Source organism: Gemmiger gallinarum (assembly GCF_014982805.1).
Taxonomy (GTDB): domain Bacteria; phylum Bacillota; class Clostridia; order Oscillospirales; family Ruminococcaceae; genus Gemmiger; species Gemmiger gallinarum.
In genome coordinates, this window is the sequence record NZ_JADCKC010000002.1 from 338,065 (window position 1) to 356,841 (window position 18,777).

Below are 18,777 nucleotides of genomic sequence, written 5' to 3' on the forward strand. Positions count from 1 at the left end.
TCCCGGAGTTTTGGGGAGAACGAGGAGGTTATTATGCGTTCTGCGCACCGGTACATCTGCGCCGGTCTTGCCGCTCTGACCCTGGGAACGGCACTGACGGGATGCAGCGGCATTTCCCTGCTCAACGGCATCAGCAAACAGACCGAAGGGGAACTGGGCGACACCATGTCCAACATGTTCTTCGACTTTACCGTCAACAGCGCCGGCACGGTGGACAGCTACGACGGCTACACACCTTCGGACGGAAACCAGCTGATCCTTTGCAACATCACCCTGAAGAACACCTTTGAGGAAGCCCTGCCCATGTATGACTCCGACTTTCAGCTCCAGTGGGGCGACGGTGACGAGGACTACGCATGGTCGGTGGACCCCCTGGAAGAGGACGGCAGCGGCATGCCCACCAACGACCAGATGCCGCTGGAGTGGTCCATGGACGACGGCGCCGTGGAAACCTACGACCTGCTGTTTGAAGTTCCCGCCGATGTGACCAATTTCAGCATTGTCTATCTGGAACAGTACACCGACGAGGACGGCAACGATGGACAGGGTGATCTGTACACCGTCTACTTCACCGTCTGAGAGCCCAACAGATTCTAATTTTTCAGCGGTCTGCGCGCCTTTCCCTTCCGTCCGGCCTTTCCGGACCGAAAGCGGAAAGGCCGTTTTTGCGCCTGTCCGCCCCGGACAGCCAACCGGAATTTCCTGTCAGAATCGAGGAAACATCTTCTATGGAGCACAAATTTACCCATCCTAAAAAAGGTCTCAATATCGTCATCGTCGGCTGCGGCAAGGTAGGCCTGTCCCTGGTGGACAAGCTCAGCAAGGAGAACCACGACATCACCATCATTGACCGGGACGCCGGCAAGGTGCAGGACATCACCAACCTGTTTGATGTCAACGGCATTGTAGGCAACGGCGCCAACTTTTCCACCCTGCAGGAGGCCGGTATCTACGACACCGACATCCTCATCGCGGTGACCAACTCGGACGAGCTGAACCTTTTGTGCTGCATTGTAGCCAAGCGTGTCACTGACTGCGCGGTCATCGCCCGCGTCCGTACTCCGGAATACAGCCAGGACGCCGCTTACCTCAAGAGCAAGCTTGGCCTTGCCATGATCATCAATCCCGACCTGGAATCCGCCCTGGAGATTTCCCGCATCCTCTGCCTGCCCAGCGCTGTGGGCGTGACCCCCTTTGCCCGGGGCCTGGCCGAGATGATCCGCTTCCGTATCCCCGAGGGCAATCGTCTGGACGACCGCCGTCTGCGGGAGCTGGGCCAGGAGCTGGCCGGCGCCGTGCTGATCTGTGCCGTGGAGCGCGGGGGCGAGGTCTACATCCCCGACGGCAGTTTCAGGCTGCAGGCCGGGGACGTGGTTTCCTTCATCGCCCCCACCCGGGGTTCCAAGCAGTTTCTGCGCCGCATCGGGCTGGAGACCCACCAGGTGCGGGATGCCCTCATCATCGGCGGCAGCAAGACCGGCTACTATCTGGCCAAGCAGCTGCTGCGGGTGGGCGTCAATGTGGAGCTCATCGAGAGCGACCGCCAGCACTGTGAGGAACTGAGCACCCAGCTGCCCAAGGCAGTCATCCTCAACGGCGACGGCACCGACGCCGACCTGCTGCGGGAGGCCGGCATCGAGCATGTGGGCGCCGTGGTGCCCCTCACCGGCATCGACGAGGAAAACATCATGCTGACCCTGCACACCCAGGCAGTGTCCCGGGCCAAGGTGGTCACCAAGATCAACCGTATCATGTTCCCCGAAGCCATCGACCGGCTCAATCTGGGCAGCGTGGTCTATCCCAAGGCTCTGGTCACCGACGCCATCGTGGCCTACGTCCGCTCCCGCACAGCGTCCAAGGGTTCCTCCAACATCGAGACGCTGCTTCATCTGTTCGACAACCGGGTGGAAGCCATTGAGTTTATCGCCAGCGAGGGTTCCCCCGTGGTGGGACGCCCCCTGCGGGAACTGCCTACCCGGGATCATCTGCTGGTGGCCTGCATCAGCCACAAGGGCAGCATCCTCATTCCCGGCGGCGACGATGCCATCCAGCCGGGGGATTCGGTCATCATCGTCACCACCCACACCGGCCTGAGCGATCTCAGCGACATTCTGGCATAAGGAGGCCGCTGTATGAACACATCCATCATTCGCCGGGTCCTGGGCTGGCTGCTGGCTCTGGAAGGGGCCTTTATGCTGCTGCCCTTTGTGGTGGGGCTCCTCTACCGGGAGGATACTGCCTGGTATTTTCTGGGAGTGGGGGCTTTCTCCATTGTGCTGGGGCTTGCGCTGGCCTATAAAAAGGCGGCCAGCTCGGTGTTCTACATGCGGGAGGGCTGCATTGCCACTGCCCTTGGCTGGATCGAGCTGAGCTTTTTCGGCTGTCTGCCTTTTTATCTCAGCGGGGAGATCCCCCGTTTCACCGACGCCATGTTTGAGACGGTGTCCGGCTTTACCACCACCGGCGCCAGCATCCTCTCCGATGTGGAAAGCCTTTCCCGCTGCATGCTGTTCTGGCGCAGCTTCACCCACTGGCTGGGCGGCATGGGCGTGCTGGTGTTTCTGCTGGCGGTGATCCAGCTGCCCGGCGGCTCCCACATGAACCTGATGAAAGCCGAAAGCCCCGGCCCCTCGGTGGGCAAGCTGCGGCCCAAGGTCCGCCAGACCGCCCGCATCCTCTACATCATCTACTTTGTCATGACCGTCATCGAGGTCGTTCTGCTGCTGGGGGGCGGCATGGAGCTCTTTGACGCCCTGACCACCAGCTTCGGCACGGCCGGTACCGGCGGCTTCGGCATCAAGAACGACAGCATGGCCGGCTACTCCCCCTATCTCCAATGGGTGGTCACCATCTTTATGGCCCTCTTCGGCGTCAACTTCAGCTTCTACTATCTGCTGCTCCTCCGCCGGGTGCGGGATGCCTTCTCCATGGAGGAGGTCCTCACCTACTTCATCATCATCCTGGCGGCCATCGGCATCCTCATGTGGGACCTGCGGGGGGACGGCCTCGCCCTGGCCGACACCCTGCGCAATGCGGCCTTCCAGGTTTCCTCCATCATCACTACCACCGGCTTTGCCACCACCGACTTCAACAGCTGGCCCCAGACCTCCCGCACCGTGCTGGTCATCCTCATGTTCATCGGCGCCTGTGCGGGCAGTACCGGCGGCGGCATCAAGGTCTCCCGCATCATCGTCATGTTCCGCACCATGATCAAGGAGCTGGGCTCCTACATCCATCCCAAGAGCATCCGCAAGATCGAGATGGATGGCAAGGTCATTGAGCACGAGGTGCTGCGGGGCATCAACGTCTTTTTCGTCACCTACATGCTCATCTTCTCCCTGTCGGTACTGGCCGTCAGCATTGACGGGCTGGACATGGTCACCAACTTCACCGCCGTGGCTGCCACCTTCAACAACATCGGCCCCGGCCTGGAACTGGTGGGCCCTTCCGGCAACTTCAGCGTCTTTTCCCCGGTGAGCAAGTGGGTCCTCATGTTCGACATGCTGGCCGGACGGCTGGAAGTTTTCCCCATGCTGCTGCTCTTCTACCCGCCCTGCTGGAAAAACCTGCTGCGCCATCGCGCCGCTGTGGCCCGCGGTGTCCACTGATCCTGTCTCCTTTTTCCGCGGAGTGCGGATGCCCCGACCGGCGTCCGCACTCCGCCTTTTTGCATTCCCGGTTGTTTGAATCCGGGGGCCAAGTATGGTATAACTGAAATCAGCATGGGACAAAGCCGCACAGAGGTCTCGTCCCTGATGGGAAAGGAGCACATACATGCAGTACCGGGCCGACAAAACCGGCGCCCAGCTTTCGGTGCTGGGATACGGCTGCCTGCGGTTTCCCCGGGCGGGGGGCCGCATCGACCAGGACGCCGTCACCGCACAGATTGGCGAGGCGGTGAATCTGGGCGTCAACTACTTTGACACCGCCTACATCTATCCGGGCAGCGAGGCCGCCCTGGGGGAGGCCTTGCGCCGTCTGGGCTGCCGGGACCGGGTCTATCTGGCCGACAAACTGCCCCAGTACCTCATCCGCTCCCGGGCGGGGGCACAGAAATGCTTTGAGGAGCAGCTGGCCCGCCTGGGCACCGACCACATCGACTTTTACCTCATGCACATGCTGTCCGACTGTTCCGCCTGGGAAAAGCTCTGTGCCATGGGCATCCGGGAATGGCTGGAGGAGCTGAAGGCTGGGGGCAAGATCGGGCGAATCGGATTTTCCTTCCACGGGGACACAGCGGCCTTTGTGCAGCTGCTGGACGCCTACGACTGGGACTTCTGCCAGATCCAGTACAACTATCTGGACGAGCACACCCAGGCCGGTCGCCGGGGACTGGAGGCTGCCGCCGCCAGGGGCATTCCCGTCATCATCATGGAGCCTTTGCGGGGCGGGCGGCTCATCACAGGGCTGCCCGACGCCGCCCGAAAGCGCATTGCCGACCATCCGTCGGGGCGGTCGGCGGCGGGCTGGGGCCTGCGCTGGCTGTGGGACCAGCCGGGGGTGACCTGTGTGCTCTCCGGCATGAACAGCCTGGAGATGATCCGGGACAACGTCCGTGCGGCGGAGGACGCCCTGCCCGGCTGCCTGTCGGCGGAGGATCACGCTTTCATCGACGGGCTGAAAGCCGACCTGCAGGACGCCATGCGCATCGGCTGCACCGGCTGCGGCTACTGCCAGCCCTGCCCCGCCGGGGTGGACATTCCCGGCGTCTTTGCCTGCTACAACCGGGCCACCGCCGAGGGCCGCCACGCCAAAAAGGAGTATCTGCGCACCACCGGCCTGCGCCGCAAGGGCACGGGAGCCTCCCAGTGCGTGGGCTGCGGCAAGTGCGAGGCCCACTGCCCCCAGCATCTGCCCATCCGGGCCACTCTGAAGGACGCCGCCAGAGAGCTGGAAGGTCCCCTCTACAAGCTGGCCCGGGCAGGGGTCAGGATTCTGCATCTCTGGTAAGCTGTTTTCCGCCGAAGGGAGGATTTCATCATGGCTGCGAGGAAGGTATGGTTCCATGTGGATGTCAACTCGGCCTTTCTGTCCTGGTCGGCCCTGCGGCTGCTGCAGAAAGGCGAGACCCTGGACCTGCGCACCGTGCCCTCAGCGGTGGGTGGCAACGAGGAAAAGCGCCACGGGGTGGTGCTGGCCAAAAGCCAGGCGGCCAAAAAGTACGGCATCCACACGGGGGAATCTCTCTTTTCCGCCCGGCTGAAATGCCCCGACCTCATTGTGACGCCCCCTGACTTTGACTGGTACGTCCAGTGCAGCAAGGGGCTCATCGCCATCCTCAACGACTACTCCCCGGTGGTGGAACAGTTCAGCATCGACGAGGCCTTTGTGGAGATGACGGGCAGCGAGGGGCTGTTCGGTCCCCCGGTCCAGGCCGCCGACGCCCTGCGGGAACGGGTGCTGCGGGAGCTGGGCTTTACCGTCAATGTGGGGGTATCGGTGAACCGGCTGCTGGCCAAGACCGCCTCCGACTTTGAAAAGCCCAACCGCACCCACACTCTCTGGCCGGAGGAGGTGCCCCAAAAACTCTGGCCGCTGCCGGTGGGCAATCTCTTCGGGGTGGGGCCCAGCGCCGTGCGCACCCTGGACGCCCTGGGCATCCGCACGGTGGGAGATCTGGCCCACGCCGACCCCGAGGTACTGCGGGGCGCCTTCGGTGTACGGGGGGACAGCCTGCGCCGCCATGCCAACGGCATCGAGGGCACGCCCCTGGGCAAGCGGGAGGTCAGGGACAACAGCTACGGCAACAGCGTGACCCTGCCCCAGGACCTGACCCGACCCGAGCAGGCCGACGCCACCCTGCTGGCTCTGTCCGAGTCGGTGGCGGGGCGGCTGCGCACCGACGGCAAGACCGCCCGGGTGGTGACGGTGCAGCTGGTGGACAACCTGTTCCGCCGTACCTCCCACCAGACGGTGCTGGCCAACCCCACCAACACCACCGAGACCATCTACCAGACCGCCCGCAAACTCATTCGCCAGATGTGGCCCCACCGCCCGGTGCGGCTGGTGGGGGTGACCGCCGAAAAGACCAGCGCCGACCAGTTTGAGCAGCTGGATCTTTTCACCGACGCCCGCCACAGCGACAAGCAGGAAAAGCTGGACCGGGCCGCCGATGCCCTGCGCAGCCGGTTTGGAGATAAAGCAGTGGTGCGGGCGCGCCTGCTGGACCCCGCCGACAAGCCGGTCACCCCGGGAGCCCTGTCCGCCGCCAAGGCCAGGGACAAGCGAAAAAAAGGACAGTAAGAGCTTTTCTTTTTGGGGCAAGCGGCCCGCCGGGCCGCTTGGACAGGCACCAACTCAAAAAAAAACGCCGGAGCTTTGCGGCTTACGCAGAGCTTCGGCGTTATTTTGTGCGGTTGGGTCGGTTTCCCGGCAGCGGGTGTGGGGGCAGGCCTTACTTTTCAGCAGGCTTTCCGGCAGGCTCGCTGCTTTCCCCGGCAGGTACATCTTCTCCGGGCAGGGAGCCGGTCACACCGCCGTGGGCCGCAATGTACTCCTCAAAATTGGCGTACTTCTGCTTGGGCGGGCGGCGGGTGATGAGGATCAGGCCCGGGTCCTCCTCGGCGGCAGGCTGGCGTCCCTTGCGGGGAGAGGGTGCCCGGCGGGGCTCCTCGCTGCGGGCGGGGCGCTGGGGCTGACGGGGCGCCGGAGTCTCCTGCTGGGGCTGCGGTGCCCGGCGGCGGCTGTTTTGCTGCTGAGGCTGGGTGCTCCGTCCGGAACGGGCCGGGGCCTTGTTCTCCCCGGAAGGGTTTTTGCCCTGGCCCTGGCGCTGGCCGTTCTGCCGCGGATTGTTCTGGCGGGGGGCTCCCCCTCCGTTGTTGTTTGCCGGCTGCCGGGCAGTCTGCTGCTGGGGCTGCTGCCCCTGCTGTGCGGCCTTTGCCGCCCCCTGCTGGCTGCGGCGGCGACGGCGGCGGCGTGCCGAAGAGCTGACACTGCCTGCCGCGGCCTCGGGTCGTTCGTTGTTAGCCATATCCATTCCTCTCAATCTGCGAAGCCGCCGGGGGCATCAGTCCACCAGGCTGCGGCACTCGTTATAATATCGCTTTTCCTCTGCGTGGCCCATGCTGAAGGTCTTGCGGGGCAGCACGCCGCCCAGCACAACGCCCCGGAACAGGTCCGCCTTTTTCAGGCCGGGCATAAGCATGCCCACAGCGCCGTTCCGGGTCAGCGCCCGCACGGCGTCCTCCCCGTGGACGTAATCCACCGAGGCCTCGGGGCACCGGGTCAGCAGAGCCTCCACAAAGGCTTCCGCCGTGCCCACAGTCAGGGGTTCCAGTTTGCCGGTCATGCCGACGGCGCGCTCCCCCTCGGGGCTGACCAGGGTGAAGCACTGTTCTCCCCCGTCCATGAGGCTGATGCCCCGGTCTGCGGCCCAATGTTTCAGCTCTGCCAGCACCCGGGCCTCCTCCATGCCGAAGAGCACCCGGTGGATGGGCTCGATCTCAATGGCCGGGGAGTGCACGTTGCACACCTCCACCAGACACCAGCGGGCGGGGTCGGTCTGCTGCTGCGCCGGGGAGAGAGTCTGCTTGCGCTCCTCCCAGCAGGCTTTGGCGGTGGCCAGGGAGTGGTTGCCGTCCCCCACCGCCAGGGTCATGGGGGGCTGCCCCGCCGCCTCCGGCCAGCGGGCTGCATAGCGGGCAGGGTCGCCCAGGGCGATGACTGCCTCCTCGATCTGTGCGATGAGGGCGGGGTCCTCCACCGCCCAGCCGGAGAGGTGTCCGCCACCCAGCATGAGCTCCCCGTCGTACAGAAGAGGCAGGCGGGACTTTTCCCGGCCGATGGGCTCAATGAGGGTGCAGTCCTCATCGTCTGCCAGCAGCATGACGTGGGGGGTCTCCAGCTCGGCGCCCCGGCGTATCCGCAGGCGGGGCGGGATGCGCTCCACCACCGTGTTTTCGCTGGGACGGATGGCAGGGGTGGCGTTCTTTTCAAAGCTGTAGGCTTCCAGGTCCACCACTCCCACCAGGCCCTGGCGGATGGTGCCGTCCATCTGGGTGCGTTCCAGGTAGACAAAGCCGTTGACCTCCCGGGTCAGCAGGCTGCGGCGGTAGTCCGCCATGGTGCGGCGGATCTCCGCCAGCCGGGCTTCCTCCTCTGCCGTGCCCAGGTAGGCTTCGGGCAGAACGATGTGCAGCGTGCTGGGCTTATCCTGGGCAAGGGCCTCGGCCTTTGCCCAGTACCCGGGCTGGGAGGTGAACTGGTCCACCGCGATGCAGGCCCAGGGGTTCAGGGGTGTGCCCTCAGGGGGCAGCAGGATGCGGGCCGGCGCAAAGCACGGTCTGGTGGTGTTGGACATGGAAACATCACTCCTTTTCGGGATGGCGTCAGGCGGTGATGGAATGTCCCACCAGGCCGTAGATAGCCAGCGACAGAATACCGATGTAGATCAGTGAGCTGGGCAGCCCCTTGAAGACGCCGGGCACATCCTTGCTGCGCAGACGGCGGCGGCCTTCGTCCACAATGGCCACGGCGAACAGATAGCCGATGCCGCTGCCCAGGCTGAAGGCGACCGTCTCCAGCAGAGTAAAGTTCTGATTGGCGCAAATCAGGATGGTGCCCAGAATGCAGCAGTTATAGGTGGCAAGGGGCAGCTGTTCCCGGAAGGGACGGCTGTGCTTGCCGCCGATGCAGAGGATCAGCCAGACGACCCCCATGGCCACGGTGGCGCAGGTCAGGTAGACGACGGGGCGCAGGGCTGTGATCGGCAGCCACGAAGGCAAGTAATTCCGAATCCAGGGGAAAAACCAGTCGTGGGCCATCCAGCCCAGAGGCGCCGACACCAGCTGTACCAGAATGATGGGGATGCAGTATTGCAGGGTGCGGATGTCCCGGTCTTCCACCAGTTTGAGCAGGCGGGAGACACCCATGCCCTGGGTAAAGACAATGTTTTCCGCAAAGACGGCCATGACGGCGTAGCTGAAGAATTTCAGCACCGCCTCCATGACGCTGAGCTCAGTGGCGACGTTCAGCATATTGGTGGCGCACCTCCTCGCGCTTGAAGTGGGTGTACGCATTGACAATGCCGGTCCATGCCGCCGCAATAAGGCCCAGCAGGATAAAGCCGCCTGCGGGCTGCTGCACAATGGGCAGCGGGGCAATTTCCATGATGACATGGCCAAAGGCGGTGCCGGCGCCCAGCAGTTCACGCACAAAACCTACCAGCAGTACTGCAATGCACAGGCCTGCGGTATTGTTGATGCCCCGGCGCAGCGCCTCCCCCACCGGTTCCAGCTCGGGGCTTTCCATCCGTTTGATAATGGCGGATTCCACGGCGAGCAGAGGCAGATAAATGCCCAGCACCGACAGATCGGTGCCGAACCAGGCGTACAGAATGCAGTAGGCCGGGATATACAGAATGGCTGCCGAGTAGGCATAGATCACCGGGCGGAAGCGGTTGCCGGTGAGGTGGCAGATAGCCACTGCCAGCACGCGGGTGGTGGTGAGCAGCAGCACCGCCGCCGCGCACAGCATGAGGGCGTTGTCCCAGTTGTAGGCCGCCGCAATGACCGGCGCCAGGCCCAGGCCCCGCATCATGACGGGGTTGTTGAGCCAGAGATGGTCGTCGTGGATCTTCTGGTCCAGCTCCGCCTCCGCCTCGGCGCGGGTCTTGCGTCTGGGCGCGGCGGGCTTGGGGGCGGGCTGTCTGGGGGGCTCAGCGGTCTGGGCCGCATCGGCGGTTTCCGCCTGGCGGCGCTGTTCCGCCTCCATGGCAGCCTGTTCGATCTCATGCTGGGTCTTGCCCTCCATGGCGGCACGGCGGGCGCTTTCCAGCATTTCGGGAGAAATCTGGGGGATGATCAGCGTCTGGGAGCGCTCGGGCTGTTGTTTGCCCTTGCCTGCCTTGCCGCTGCGGGGTTTATTCCGATTTGGTGTGTTTTGCAAGACGCCGTTCCTCCTTCTTCATAAATCGGACGCGCTCGGCACGGCGGGCCACCAGGTCCAGCCATTCAGGGATGGCGTTGACCAGCAAAAGGGCAAAGCAGAAGCCGGTCTCGTAGTCGCTGAAATAGCGCATGGCCGTGGCAAACACGCCCAGGGCCAGACCGTAAATGATGCGGCTGGTGTGACGGTTGGGCTGGGTGACGGGCTCGCTGGCCAGGAAGATGCCGCCGAACAGCATGGTGCCGGACAGCACGATATATTTTTCCAGATAAATGCGCTGACGGACAAACTCCCAGGGGAAGCTGAAGTTGGGCAGCTCATTGAGGTTGGGCAGCAGCCAGGGCACGGCCACGCAGACGATCAGGTAGGGCAAAAAGGTGGACAATTTCAGATGTCCCCGGCAGAGCAGATAGAGGCCGCAGGCAGCGATGACCAGAATGGCACAGGTGCCGGAAGGCCCCGACACATTGCCGGTGACCAGATTGAGGGTGCTGGCCGTGGGCAGGCCGCCGCTGCTGAGGGTGGCGTTCATGCCGGCGGTGAGGGTGACATCGGCGGCATCCCACAGAGGCAGGGCAGTGCCCGGCGTGGGATAGAAAAAGACCTGGTTGGGCCAGGAGAGACCCACCACGGCCAGACCAACCGCCGCCGGGTGGAAGGGATAGTGTTCCTCGCCGCCGAAGGTCTCCTTGGCAAAGACCGCCACAATGGCCCCGGCAATGACGATGTAGTATGGCACGCTGGCCGGCAGCAGCAGTGCCACCAGCACGGCAAAGCATTCGCTGGACGGCTCATGGGGCTGATAGCCGTGGCCGTGCAGCGGCGCCAGAACACAGTCGCACAGATAAGCGGTGGCGGCGGCCACAATGCCCAGCAGAGCCGGGCGGGCGCCGTAGTAGTAGCAGCTCATGGCAAAAAGCGGCACACTGCACCACAGGATATCGGTGTAATAGGCATAGTTGGCGCTGCGTTCAATTTTGGGATGTCTTGGCATGGTAGCTCCTTTTGTTTACAGGGCGCGAAGCTCGGCCACAGCAGCGGCGGGGTCAGCGGCGGCAAAAACCTGGCTGCCCGCCACAAGGATGTCGGCGCCCGCTGCGGTGCAGAGGGCCCCGGTCTGACTGTTGACGCCGCCGTCCACCGAGATCCTGAACCCGAGGCCGTGTTCCCGGCGGTAAGCGTCCAGGGCGGCGATCTTGTCCACGGCGGCAGGCATGAACTTCTGCCCGCCGAAGCCCGGCTCCACGCTCATGACCAGCACCATCTCCACCTGGTCCAGAATGGGCAGGATATCCTCCACGGGGGTGGCGGGCTTGATGCTGACGCCCGCCCCCACGCCCAGGGCATGGATGGCTTTGATAGCCCCGGCGGCGTCCTCCACCGCCTCCACGTGGAAGGTGATGCAGGAGGCGCCCGCCTGGACAAAGGCCTCGGCGTAGCGCACCGGCTGGGAGATCATGAGGTGAACGTCGTAATAAGCGTCGGGCAGGGCCTTGTGCAGGCTGGCCAGCACCGGCACGCCCAGGCTGATGTTGGGCACAAAATGGCCGTCCATCACGTCAATGTGCAGCATATCGGCCCCGGCGTCCAGGACCTTGCGGCATTCACGTCCCAGGTCGGCGAAATCCGCCGCCAGGATGGAAGGACTCAGCTGAATCATATACTTCCCTTTTTTCCCTTGCAAACAGATCACAGAATGGTGATCTCTTTCGGATAATGGTTGAGCACCCGGCAGCCGTCCTCGGTGACGAGGACCAGGTCCTCGATGCGGACGCCCACATCCCCGGGCAGATAGATGCCCGGCTCAATGGAAAAGCACATGCCGGGTTTTGCCTCAATGCGGCAGGCCGACGAAACGTCGCCGTACTCGTGGTCGTTGAGGCCGATGAAGTGGCCCAGGCGGTGGTTGAAATATTCCCCGTACCCCGCCCTGGCAATGACCTCCCGGGCGGCGGCATCCAGCTCGCACATCTTGACGCCGGGACGCACCAGCTGCTCCGCCGTCTCGTTGGCCAGGCGGACCAGCTCGTACACCTCCCGCTGATGGGCGGTGGGCTCGGCGGTAAAGAAGGTGCGGGTCATGTCGCTGCAATAGTGGTCGTAGACGCCGCCCACATCAAAGAGCACCATCTCCCCCTCTTTCAGGGCGCGGGCGCTGTTCTGGTGGTGGGGGTCGGCGGCATCCTCCCCGAAGGCGACGATGGGCTCAAAGCTCACCCCGCTGCAGCCGTGGGCCTTGTAGATGGCCTTGATCTTTTCCGCCAGTTCCAGCTCGGTGACGCCGGGGTGCACGGCGGCGGCAAACTCCGCCATACAGTCGTCGTTGACCTTGCTGGAGGCGATCATGGCCTTCTGCTCGGCCTCGTCCTTGACGGCGCGGACCATGTCGCAGCAGATGCTGCCCACCCGGTACTCCCGGGCCACCGGCAACTCCTGCAAACGCAGCAGAAACCGGGCGGGCCAGTCCTTGTCGATGCCCAGCCCCTTATGGCAGTCCAGATAGGGCGCCATGAGGGCGGGGGCATCGTCGGTATCGTCAAAATTCACCACCGGCAGGCCCACGTCGGGCGTGCCGAAGAGGCGGTTGATGAACAGCCGGGCGGAACCGTCGGCGGACAGCAGCAGACAGTACATCCGCTCACCGGGGTCGATGTGCAGACCGGTCAGGTAAAAAATCGTGGTGGGATCGCTGACGATGAGCTGGGTCAGGCCGTGGGCCGCCATTTCGGCGCGGACCCGCTCCAGCCGGGTCAGAGGCTTTTTGGGCATAGCAGATGCCTCCCTTTCCTCAGACAGTGTTCAGATTTCAGACGGTGTACTGGTTGACTTTGTCCTGCTGCACCAAAAAGCAGTTGAGGGCGCTCTCGATGACCTTGTCCATGTCGTAGTACTTGTACTCACCCAGGCGGCCGCCGAAGACCACATGGGGCTCGGCGTCGGCCATGGCCTTGTAGCGGGCATAGAGGGTGTTGTTGGCCTCGTCATTGACGGGATAGTAGGGCTCGTCGCCGGGCTTCCACTCGGCGGAGTACTCCCGGCTGATGACCGTCTTGGGCTGGTCGCCGAACTCAAAGTGCTTGTGCTCGATGACGCGGGTGTAGGGGGTCTCGGCGTCGGTGTAGTTGACCACGGCGTTGCCCTGATAGTTGGGCATATCCAGCACCTCGGTCTCAAAGCGGACGCTGCGGTACTGCAATGCGCCCAGGCTGTAATCAAAGTAGGCGTCGATGGGGCCGGTGTAGATGACCCGGCCGGCCAGCTTGTCCAGTTCGGCCTTGTCCTTCAGGTAGTTGACGCCCAGGCGGACCTCGATGCCGTCCAGCATCTTTTCCACCATTTTGGTGTAGCCGCCGTTGGGAATGCCCTGGTACAGGGCGTTGAAGTAGTTGTTGTCGTAGGTGAAGCGCACCGGCAGGCGGCGGATGATGAAGGCAGGCAGCTCGGTGCAGGGACGGCCCCACTGCTTTTCAGTGTAGCCCTTGACCAGCTTTTCATAGATGTCGGTACCCACCAGGTTGATGGCCTGCTCCTCCAGATTCTTGGGCTCCGGGGTGAAGTGGGCGGCGCGCTGCTCCTCGATCTTGGCATGGGCCTCGGCGGGCGTGACCACGCCCCACATCTTGTTGAAGGTGTTCATGTTGAAGGGCATGTTATAAATTTCGCCGTGATAGTTGGCCACCGGAGAGTTGGTGTACCGGTTGAACACCGCGAACTGGTTGACATAGTCCCACACTTCCTTGTTGTTGGTGTGGAAGATGTGCGCGCCGTAGCGGTGGACGTTGATGCCCTCCACGCTCTCGGTGTAGATGTTGCCGGCGATGTGGTCCCGCTTGTCGATGACCAGGCAGGTCTTGCCCGCAGCCTTGGCCTCGTGGGCGAAAACTGCGCCGAACAGACCGGCGCCGACGATCAGATAATCATATTGCATGGCAGTGTTCCTCCAAAAATCATAGAAAGGCAATGAAAAATATAAGGAATACCGTAGGTTTCCCCTGTTCTGCCCATCAGCGGCAGGCTGGGGAAAATCTGCGGGTGGAAACGGGTTTGACGGGGTAAGCGCCGCGGGGCCAATCAATGCTGCATGGCGTCCTGCTTCCAGCGCTCGGCCTCCTGCAGGCGGAACTCAAAGTCCCGCTTGTCCTTGCCCAGCAGGCTGGACAGGATAACGCCCGCCACAAAGAGCATGAGGGCGGCGATCATGACAAAGCCGCAGACGATGAGGGTGGGGAACCGGGGCACCAGCCCGGTGACAAAGTACTCGGTGAGTACCGGCATCATGAACAGCAGGCTGATGAGAGCCAGCACCACCGCAATGACGGTGAAAAAGCCGAAGGGCCGATAGTTTTTGTACAGTTTCAGGATAGTGCCCAGAACCTTGGCGCCGTCGGAGTAGGTGTTGAGCTTGGAGACGCTGCCCTCGGGGCGGTCGCGGTACTCGATGACCACGTTTTCCACCTGCATGTTGCGCTGCACCGCGTGGATGGACATCTCGGTCTCGATCTCAAAGCCCCGGGACAGCACCGGGAAGGTCTTGACAAAGGCAAAGCTGAAGGCCCGGTAACCGGTCATGATGTCCTGGATCTTGGCGCCGAACAGGCAGTTGATGCTCAGGCGCACCAGGCTGTTGCCAAAGTTGTGGAAGGGGCGCTTGTTCTCGGTGAAATAAGTGGAGGACAGGCGGTCGCCCACCACCATGTCCGCCTGATGCTCCAGCACCAGACGGCACATCTCGGGGGCGGACTCGGCGGGATAGGTGTCGTCGCCGTCCACCAGAATGTAGCATTCGGCGTCGATCTCCCGGAACATCCGGCGCAGGACGTTGCCCTTGCCCTGGCTGTACTCGTGGCGCACCACCGCCCCGGCGGCCTCGGCCAGCTGGACGGTGCGGTCGGAGGAATTGTTGTCATACACATAGATGACCGCCTCCGGCAGGACGGCGCGGAAGTCCCGCACCACCTTTTCCACCGTCTTTTCCTCGTTGTAGCACGGAATCAAAACCGCAATTTTATCCATAGTCTGGTTTTCTCCTTATTCCGCGGCATAACGCTTGATCTGCTCCAGCCAGAAAGCCGCTGTTTTATCCCAACTGTATTTTTCCAGAAGTTTATCCGGTTTGGACACAGGTTCCGCCAGCAGGGCGTCCAGATCAGCCTCATAATCATTGGGGTCAAAATACCGGGCGCAGTCGCCGTACAGTTCGGGCAGGCAGCTGGCATTGGACAGCAGGATGGGCGCGCCCTGGCTCAGTGCCTCCAGCGGAGGAATGCCGAAGCCCTCGAACACCGCCGGGTGCAGAAAGGCCTTGCAGTGCTGCATCAGGGCCTTGTTCTCCCCGTCGGTGACATAGCCGGGGTAAAACACATTGCCGGTGTCTCTGGCAGCGTCGGCCTCGTCCTTGCCGAAGGCCGCCAGGTCGGCGCCCCCCGCCACCACAAAGGTCTTGTCCGGGTTGCGGGCCGCCACCTCCCGGATCCACTTGTAGTTTTTGTGCTTGGCCAGGCTGCCCAAAGCGTAGAAGTACTCCCCTTTTTTCACATCCGGAAGCTTTTCAAAGACGCTCTCGTCGGGCTCCACAGCGTTCATGTGTTCCCAGCCGTTGTAGGTGACGCCGATCTTGTCCAGGGGGATGCCCAGCTTGTCCGAGATCAGATGCCGCTGGTCGTCGCTGACGGTGTAGACCTCCCGGGCGAACCACTTGGTAGACAGGCAGTGCACCCAGAACTTGAAGCGGAAAAAGCCCCGGTCGGTATCCATGACCAGGGGGCGGATATCGTGGAGCACCACGGCGCTGTCGCGGGTCATGAGCATATCGCTGGCCAGACCCACGAAAAAGGCATGGTTCTTGCGCAGGTAATGGGGCAGAACAAACAGATTGTAGCAGTACCGCACCGCATGCAGCGGCACCACCTGAATATTTTTGAGTCCCGTCAGGTGGAGGGGACGGCCGTCGTCCCGGTAGGCCAGACGCACGTCCAGTCCGGTGCCTTCCAGCAGCTTGTCCAGGCGGGAGATCACCTCATACACATACCGGGGAATGCCGGTGATGTTATCGCACAGAACCGTGCCGTTGATGACGATAGGCCTCACTTTGTCTCTCCTCCGTTCGATTTGGCGGCAAGCTCGTCCCGGCGGGAACAGGCATACAGCTCATCGGCCCAGTCCTTCCAGCGGCGGGCGCAGTAGTCCCGCAGCTCGTTTTCAAACCGCTCCTCCGAGAAGCCGCGGCTGTGCTCCCGGATCTCCTCCGGCGAGAAGGACACGCCGTCCTTCTCAAACCGCTCAATGCACTCGGCCAGGGAATCCACCGTCTGCTCCTCAAAGAAGAGGCCGGTCTTGCCGTCCAGCACCGTCTCGCAGACGCCGCCGCGGCCAAAAGCCAGCACCGGTGTGCCGGCACTCTGGGCCTCCACCGGGGTGATGCCGAAGTCCTCCTCCCCGGGGAAGAGGAAGGCCTTGGCCCGCAGGTAATAGCCGCGGACCTCCTCGTCGCTCAGGCCGCCGCCCAGAAATTCAACGGTCGGCCCGGCCAGAGCGTGGAGATGGTTCGCCTCTCCCCCGCCGCCGATGACCACCAGCCGCTTGCCCAGCTTGGTGCAGGCCGCCACCGCCAGGTCAATGCGCTTGTACCAGGTAAAGCGGCCCACCACCAGGTAAAAGTCCTCTTTGGGGCACAGCGGCTGTTCGTTGATATGCACGCAGGGATAGATGACATCGGCGTCCCTGCGGTAATATTTTTTGATGCGGTTGGCGATGTAGTGGGAGTTTGCGATGAAGTAGTCCACCCGGTCGGCGGCACACTTGTCCCACACCCGCAGCTTGTGCATCTGATGGGGCATGACCCGGCGAACCAGCCAGTTGGCGTTGTCCCGGTAGGTGTAGTAGAAGTCCCAGACATAGCGGGTGGGGGTGTGGCAGTAGCAGATGTGCACCGCGTCCGGCCGGGTGATGACCCCCTTGCTGCAGGAAGAGCTGGAGGAAAGCACCAGGTCGTACTCCGACAGGTCCAGCGCCTCAAAGGCGGCGGGCATCCAGGGCAGCAGGGAACGGTAAATTTTGGTGGCAAAGGGCAGCTTCTGGATGTAGGTGGTGCGGATGTCGTAATCCCGGAACCAGGCGGGCATTTTTTTCTTGTCGTACACCAGGGTGTAGATGACCGCGTCGGGGAAGACATGGTGCATGCAGTCCACCACCCGGTCGGCGCCCGCATAGGCCACCAGCCAGTCGTGTACAATGGCGACTTTCGGTTTTTTGTTCTGCATACAGGGTCCCTGCCTTTCAGCGTATCAAACAGCGGCGCGGCCGCTCAGCTCAATTTTTCGTCGTTGACCATCTTGCCGCCAAACACCGTGCGGAAAATGATCTTGATGTCCAGCGCAACCGTCCAGTTTTCAATATACCAGATGTCGTAGCGGATGCGCTCGGCAATGTCGGTGTCTCCCCGCAGGCCGTTGACCTGCGCCCAGCCGGTACAGCCGGGGCGGACCTGCTGGCGCACCAGGTACCGGGGGATCTCCTCCTTGAAGTGTTCCACATGGAAGGGGATCTCCGGCCGGGGGCCCACCAGACTCATGTCCCCTTTCAGGACATTGAAGAACTGGGGCAGTTCATCCAGGCTGAATTTGCGGATAAAGCTGCCGAATTTTGTCTTTCTGGGATCGGCGTTGGTGCTCCAGGCGGTGTCCTGCTGGGTGTTGACCCGCATAGAGCGGAATTTGTACATCATAAAAGTTTTTTTGTTTAAGCCCACCCGCTCCTGACGGAAGAGCACCGGCCCCGGGCTGGACAGCTTGACGCCGATGGCCACCGCCAGCATGACCGGGCTGGTGAGCACAATGAGGATCAGGCTGCCCACAATGTCCAGCAGCCGCTTGACAAAGGCGTTGGCCAGATTGTCGAAAGGCGTCTGCCGGATGTTGATGAGCTTGCACTCCCCCAGCACGTCGATGGTGGGGCGGGCAGGCAGATAATCATTATAAAAAGGTACCATGGTCACCCGGGTGCCGTGTTTGTCGCAGGCGGCCAGCACCGAGGTGATGTGGCTCATATCGGCGGCATCCAGGGCGATGACGGCCTCCTCAATGACGGGGTCGTCCAGGCAGTGGTCCAGCGCCTCGTATCCGCCCAGACAGGGGCAGGAAAAGTCCGGATTCGGCTGATCGGCCAGATAGCCGTCCACCGCAAAGCCGTAGTAGGGGTTGTGTTCCAGGGCCAGCAGATACTGGGCGGCGATCTTGCCGCCGCCGATCATCAAAACATGGCGAAGCCCTTCCCCCCGGTCCCGGCGGCGTCTGCGGTACCACCGCATGACCAGTCGCTTGACCACCAGGAAGAAGGTTGCCAGCAGATAGAACAGGACCAGCACCATGCGGGAGAAGTTGGTGAGGCGCATCTGGTACAAAACGGCCTGAAAGGCCACAATGCCCACAAGGTTCACCACCGCGATGATGCGGCTCTTGCGCCACAGCCCGTAAAGGCGGGTATCGTCATACAGGCGTAAAAACCACAGCACACCGCCTTCCAGAACGGCGAACACCGCCCCGGCGGCCAGGGTGCGGGCATCCTGAGCAATGTCCAGCGCCGGACCCGCGCCGCCCTCCTGGAAGAAGCGGATATAGTTGAACCGCAGATAGTTTGCCAGCAGATAGGCGGCGAAAATCAGCAGCATATCCCCAAGACAGCTGCAGACCGCTTTGATTTTGCGGTTTTTTTCGATCATGCCGTCCTCTCCTTTTTGTCAAACGTCCCCGGCGGCGTCTTGCCGCCGACCGATACATAGAATAAGGATACCACATTCTGCGCGGTTCCACAAGAAAACAACGCCGTAAAATTCTATCTGCAAGGGGGCACCTGCTGCATGATCGGGCCTTGTGTTCCAAGAAGGAGCCCTTCGGC

General features: G+C 62.7%; 17 protein-coding genes. 5 read left to right on the forward strand and 12 right to left on the reverse strand.

The annotated features are described in order from the left end of the window. Window positions 1-33 precede the first annotated feature (33 nt). The 5 genes from INF35_RS07160 (at window position 34) to INF35_RS07180 (ending at window position 6,243) form a co-directional block, all read left to right on the forward strand. The gene (locus INF35_RS07160) at window positions 34-579 is read left to right on the forward strand and encodes a DUF4352 domain-containing protein (RefSeq protein WP_193500999.1); all 546 of its coding nucleotides are present in this window, start codon (window positions 34-36) and stop codon (window positions 577-579) included. A gap of 149 nt (window positions 580-728) precedes the next feature. Beyond that, window positions 729-2,120, forward strand: a complete 1,392-nt coding sequence (gene trkA / locus INF35_RS07165; RefSeq protein WP_193501001.1) for a Trk system potassium transporter TrkA — start codon at window positions 729-731, stop codon at window positions 2,118-2,120. A gap of 12 nt (window positions 2,121-2,132) precedes the next feature. After that, complete coding sequence (locus INF35_RS07170; protein WP_193501003.1) at window positions 2,133-3,608, forward strand: TrkH family potassium uptake protein; 1,476 nt, start codon at window positions 2,133-2,135, stop codon at window positions 3,606-3,608. Window positions 3,609-3,774: 166 nt separating this feature from the next. Then, on the forward strand, window positions 3,775-4,950 hold the full coding sequence (locus INF35_RS07175) for an aldo/keto reductase (protein WP_193501005.1): 1,176 nt from the start codon (window positions 3,775-3,777) through the stop codon (window positions 4,948-4,950). Between the two features lie 30 nt (window positions 4,951-4,980). Further along, window positions 4,981-6,243 carry a DNA polymerase Y family protein gene (locus INF35_RS07180; protein WP_193501007.1) on the forward strand — a complete coding sequence of 421 codons (1,263 nt, stop codon included), beginning with the start codon at window positions 4,981-4,983 and terminating at the stop codon, window positions 6,241-6,243. A 151-nt stretch (window positions 6,244-6,394) separates the two neighbouring features. Here the strand turns inward: INF35_RS07180 and INF35_RS07185 are convergent, their stop codons facing one another. The 12 genes from INF35_RS07185 to INF35_RS07240 all read right to left on the reverse strand — a co-directional run bounded on the left by INF35_RS07185 (window position 6,395) and on the right by INF35_RS07240 (window position 18,601). Further along, window positions 6,395-6,970, reverse strand: a complete 576-nt coding sequence (locus INF35_RS07185; RefSeq protein WP_193501009.1) for a hypothetical protein — start codon at window positions 6,968-6,970, stop codon at window positions 6,395-6,397. 36 nt (window positions 6,971-7,006) lie between these two features. Beyond that, window positions 7,007-8,299 carry a DUF1015 domain-containing protein gene (locus tag INF35_RS07190; protein ID WP_193501011.1) on the reverse strand — a complete coding sequence of 431 codons (1,293 nt, stop codon included), beginning with the start codon at window positions 8,297-8,299 and terminating at the stop codon, window positions 7,007-7,009. A 28-nt stretch (window positions 8,300-8,327) separates the two neighbouring features. Then, on the reverse strand, window positions 8,328-8,975 hold the full coding sequence (locus tag INF35_RS07195; protein WP_193501013.1) for an Rnf-Nqr domain containing protein: 648 nt from the start codon (window positions 8,973-8,975) through the stop codon (window positions 8,328-8,330). Next, window positions 8,956-9,885, reverse strand: a complete 930-nt coding sequence (locus INF35_RS07200; protein ID WP_193501015.1) for an Rnf-Nqr domain containing protein — start codon at window positions 9,883-9,885, stop codon at window positions 8,956-8,958. Before INF35_RS07200 ends, INF35_RS07195 begins: the two co-directional genes overlap by 20 nt. Beyond that, the gene (locus INF35_RS07205; protein ID WP_193501017.1) at window positions 9,860-10,879 is read right to left on the reverse strand and encodes an RnfABCDGE type electron transport complex subunit D; all 1,020 of its coding nucleotides are present in this window, start codon (window positions 10,877-10,879) and stop codon (window positions 9,860-9,862) included. Before INF35_RS07205 ends, INF35_RS07200 begins: the two co-directional genes overlap by 26 nt. Before the next feature lie 15 nt (window positions 10,880-10,894). Continuing rightward, on the reverse strand, window positions 10,895-11,545 hold the full coding sequence (rpe, locus tag INF35_RS07210; RefSeq protein WP_193501019.1) for a ribulose-phosphate 3-epimerase: 651 nt from the start codon (window positions 11,543-11,545) through the stop codon (window positions 10,895-10,897). Window positions 11,546-11,574: 29 nt separating this feature from the next. Next, entirely contained in the window at window positions 11,575-12,654 is a 1,080-nt protein-coding gene (locus INF35_RS07215; protein WP_193501021.1) for a M24 family metallopeptidase, read from the reverse strand. 37 nt (window positions 12,655-12,691) lie between these two features. Then, window positions 12,692-13,813, reverse strand: a complete 1,122-nt coding sequence (glf, locus tag INF35_RS07220) for a UDP-galactopyranose mutase (protein WP_193501023.1) — start codon at window positions 13,811-13,813, stop codon at window positions 12,692-12,694. A 143-nt stretch (window positions 13,814-13,956) separates the two neighbouring features. Beyond that, window positions 13,957-14,898, reverse strand: coding sequence for a glycosyltransferase family 2 protein (locus INF35_RS07225; protein WP_193501026.1), 942 nt, complete (start codon window positions 14,896-14,898; stop codon window positions 13,957-13,959). A 15-nt stretch (window positions 14,899-14,913) separates the two neighbouring features. Continuing rightward, the gene (locus INF35_RS14025) at window positions 14,914-15,972 is read right to left on the reverse strand and encodes a glycosyltransferase family 4 protein (RefSeq protein WP_193501028.1); all 1,059 of its coding nucleotides are present in this window, start codon (window positions 15,970-15,972) and stop codon (window positions 14,914-14,916) included. Further along, complete coding sequence (locus tag INF35_RS07235) at window positions 15,969-17,144, reverse strand: glycosyltransferase (RefSeq protein ID WP_193501030.1); 1,176 nt, start codon at window positions 17,142-17,144, stop codon at window positions 15,969-15,971. The genes INF35_RS14025 and INF35_RS07235 overlap by 4 nt, the downstream gene beginning before the upstream one ends. 44 nt (window positions 17,145-17,188) lie before the next feature. Continuing rightward, window positions 17,189-18,601, reverse strand: a complete 1,413-nt coding sequence (locus tag INF35_RS07240; RefSeq protein WP_193501032.1) for an undecaprenyl-phosphate glucose phosphotransferase — start codon at window positions 18,599-18,601, stop codon at window positions 17,189-17,191. Window positions 18,602-18,777: the final 176 nt, after the last annotated feature.

What these genes read in the sequence shown, in the direction of transcription:
- INF35_RS07160 (WP_193500999.1), top strand. Translation starts at nt 34, where the DNA reads ATGCGTTCTGCGCACCGGTACATCTGCGCCGGTCTTGCCGCTCTGACC.
- INF35_RS07225 (WP_193501026.1), bottom strand. Translation starts at nt 14,898, where the DNA reads ATGGATAAAATTGCGGTTTTGATTCCGTGCTACAACGAGGAAAAGACG.
- INF35_RS07190 (WP_193501011.1), bottom strand. Translation starts at nt 8,299, where the DNA reads ATGTCCAACACCACCAGACCGTGCTTTGCGCCGGCCCGCATCCTGCTG.
- INF35_RS07180 (WP_193501007.1), top strand. Translation starts at nt 4,981, where the DNA reads ATGGCTGCGAGGAAGGTATGGTTCCATGTGGATGTCAACTCGGCCTTT.
- INF35_RS07195 (WP_193501013.1), bottom strand. Translation starts at nt 8,975, where the DNA reads ATGCTGAACGTCGCCACTGAGCTCAGCGTCATGGAGGCGGTGCTGAAA.
- glf (WP_193501023.1), bottom strand. Translation starts at nt 13,813, where the DNA reads ATGCAATATGATTATCTGATCGTCGGCGCCGGTCTGTTCGGCGCAGTT.
- INF35_RS07170 (WP_193501003.1), top strand. Translation starts at nt 2,133, where the DNA reads ATGAACACATCCATCATTCGCCGGGTCCTGGGCTGGCTGCTGGCTCTG.
- INF35_RS07215 (WP_193501021.1), bottom strand. Translation starts at nt 12,654, where the DNA reads ATGCCCAAAAAGCCTCTGACCCGGCTGGAGCGGGTCCGCGCCGAAATG.
- rpe (WP_193501019.1), bottom strand. Translation starts at nt 11,545, where the DNA reads ATGATTCAGCTGAGTCCTTCCATCCTGGCGGCGGATTTCGCCGACCTG.
- INF35_RS07185 (WP_193501009.1), bottom strand. Translation starts at nt 6,970, where the DNA reads ATGGCTAACAACGAACGACCCGAGGCCGCGGCAGGCAGTGTCAGCTCT.
- INF35_RS07235 (WP_193501030.1), bottom strand. Translation starts at nt 17,144, where the DNA reads ATGCAGAACAAAAAACCGAAAGTCGCCATTGTACACGACTGGCTGGTG.
- INF35_RS07205 (WP_193501017.1), bottom strand. Translation starts at nt 10,879, where the DNA reads ATGCCAAGACATCCCAAAATTGAACGCAGCGCCAACTATGCCTATTAC.
- INF35_RS07240 (WP_193501032.1), bottom strand. Translation starts at nt 18,601, where the DNA reads ATGATCGAAAAAAACCGCAAAATCAAAGCGGTCTGCAGCTGTCTTGGG.
- INF35_RS07175 (WP_193501005.1), top strand. Translation starts at nt 3,775, where the DNA reads ATGCAGTACCGGGCCGACAAAACCGGCGCCCAGCTTTCGGTGCTGGGA.
- trkA (WP_193501001.1), top strand. Translation starts at nt 729, where the DNA reads ATGGAGCACAAATTTACCCATCCTAAAAAAGGTCTCAATATCGTCATC.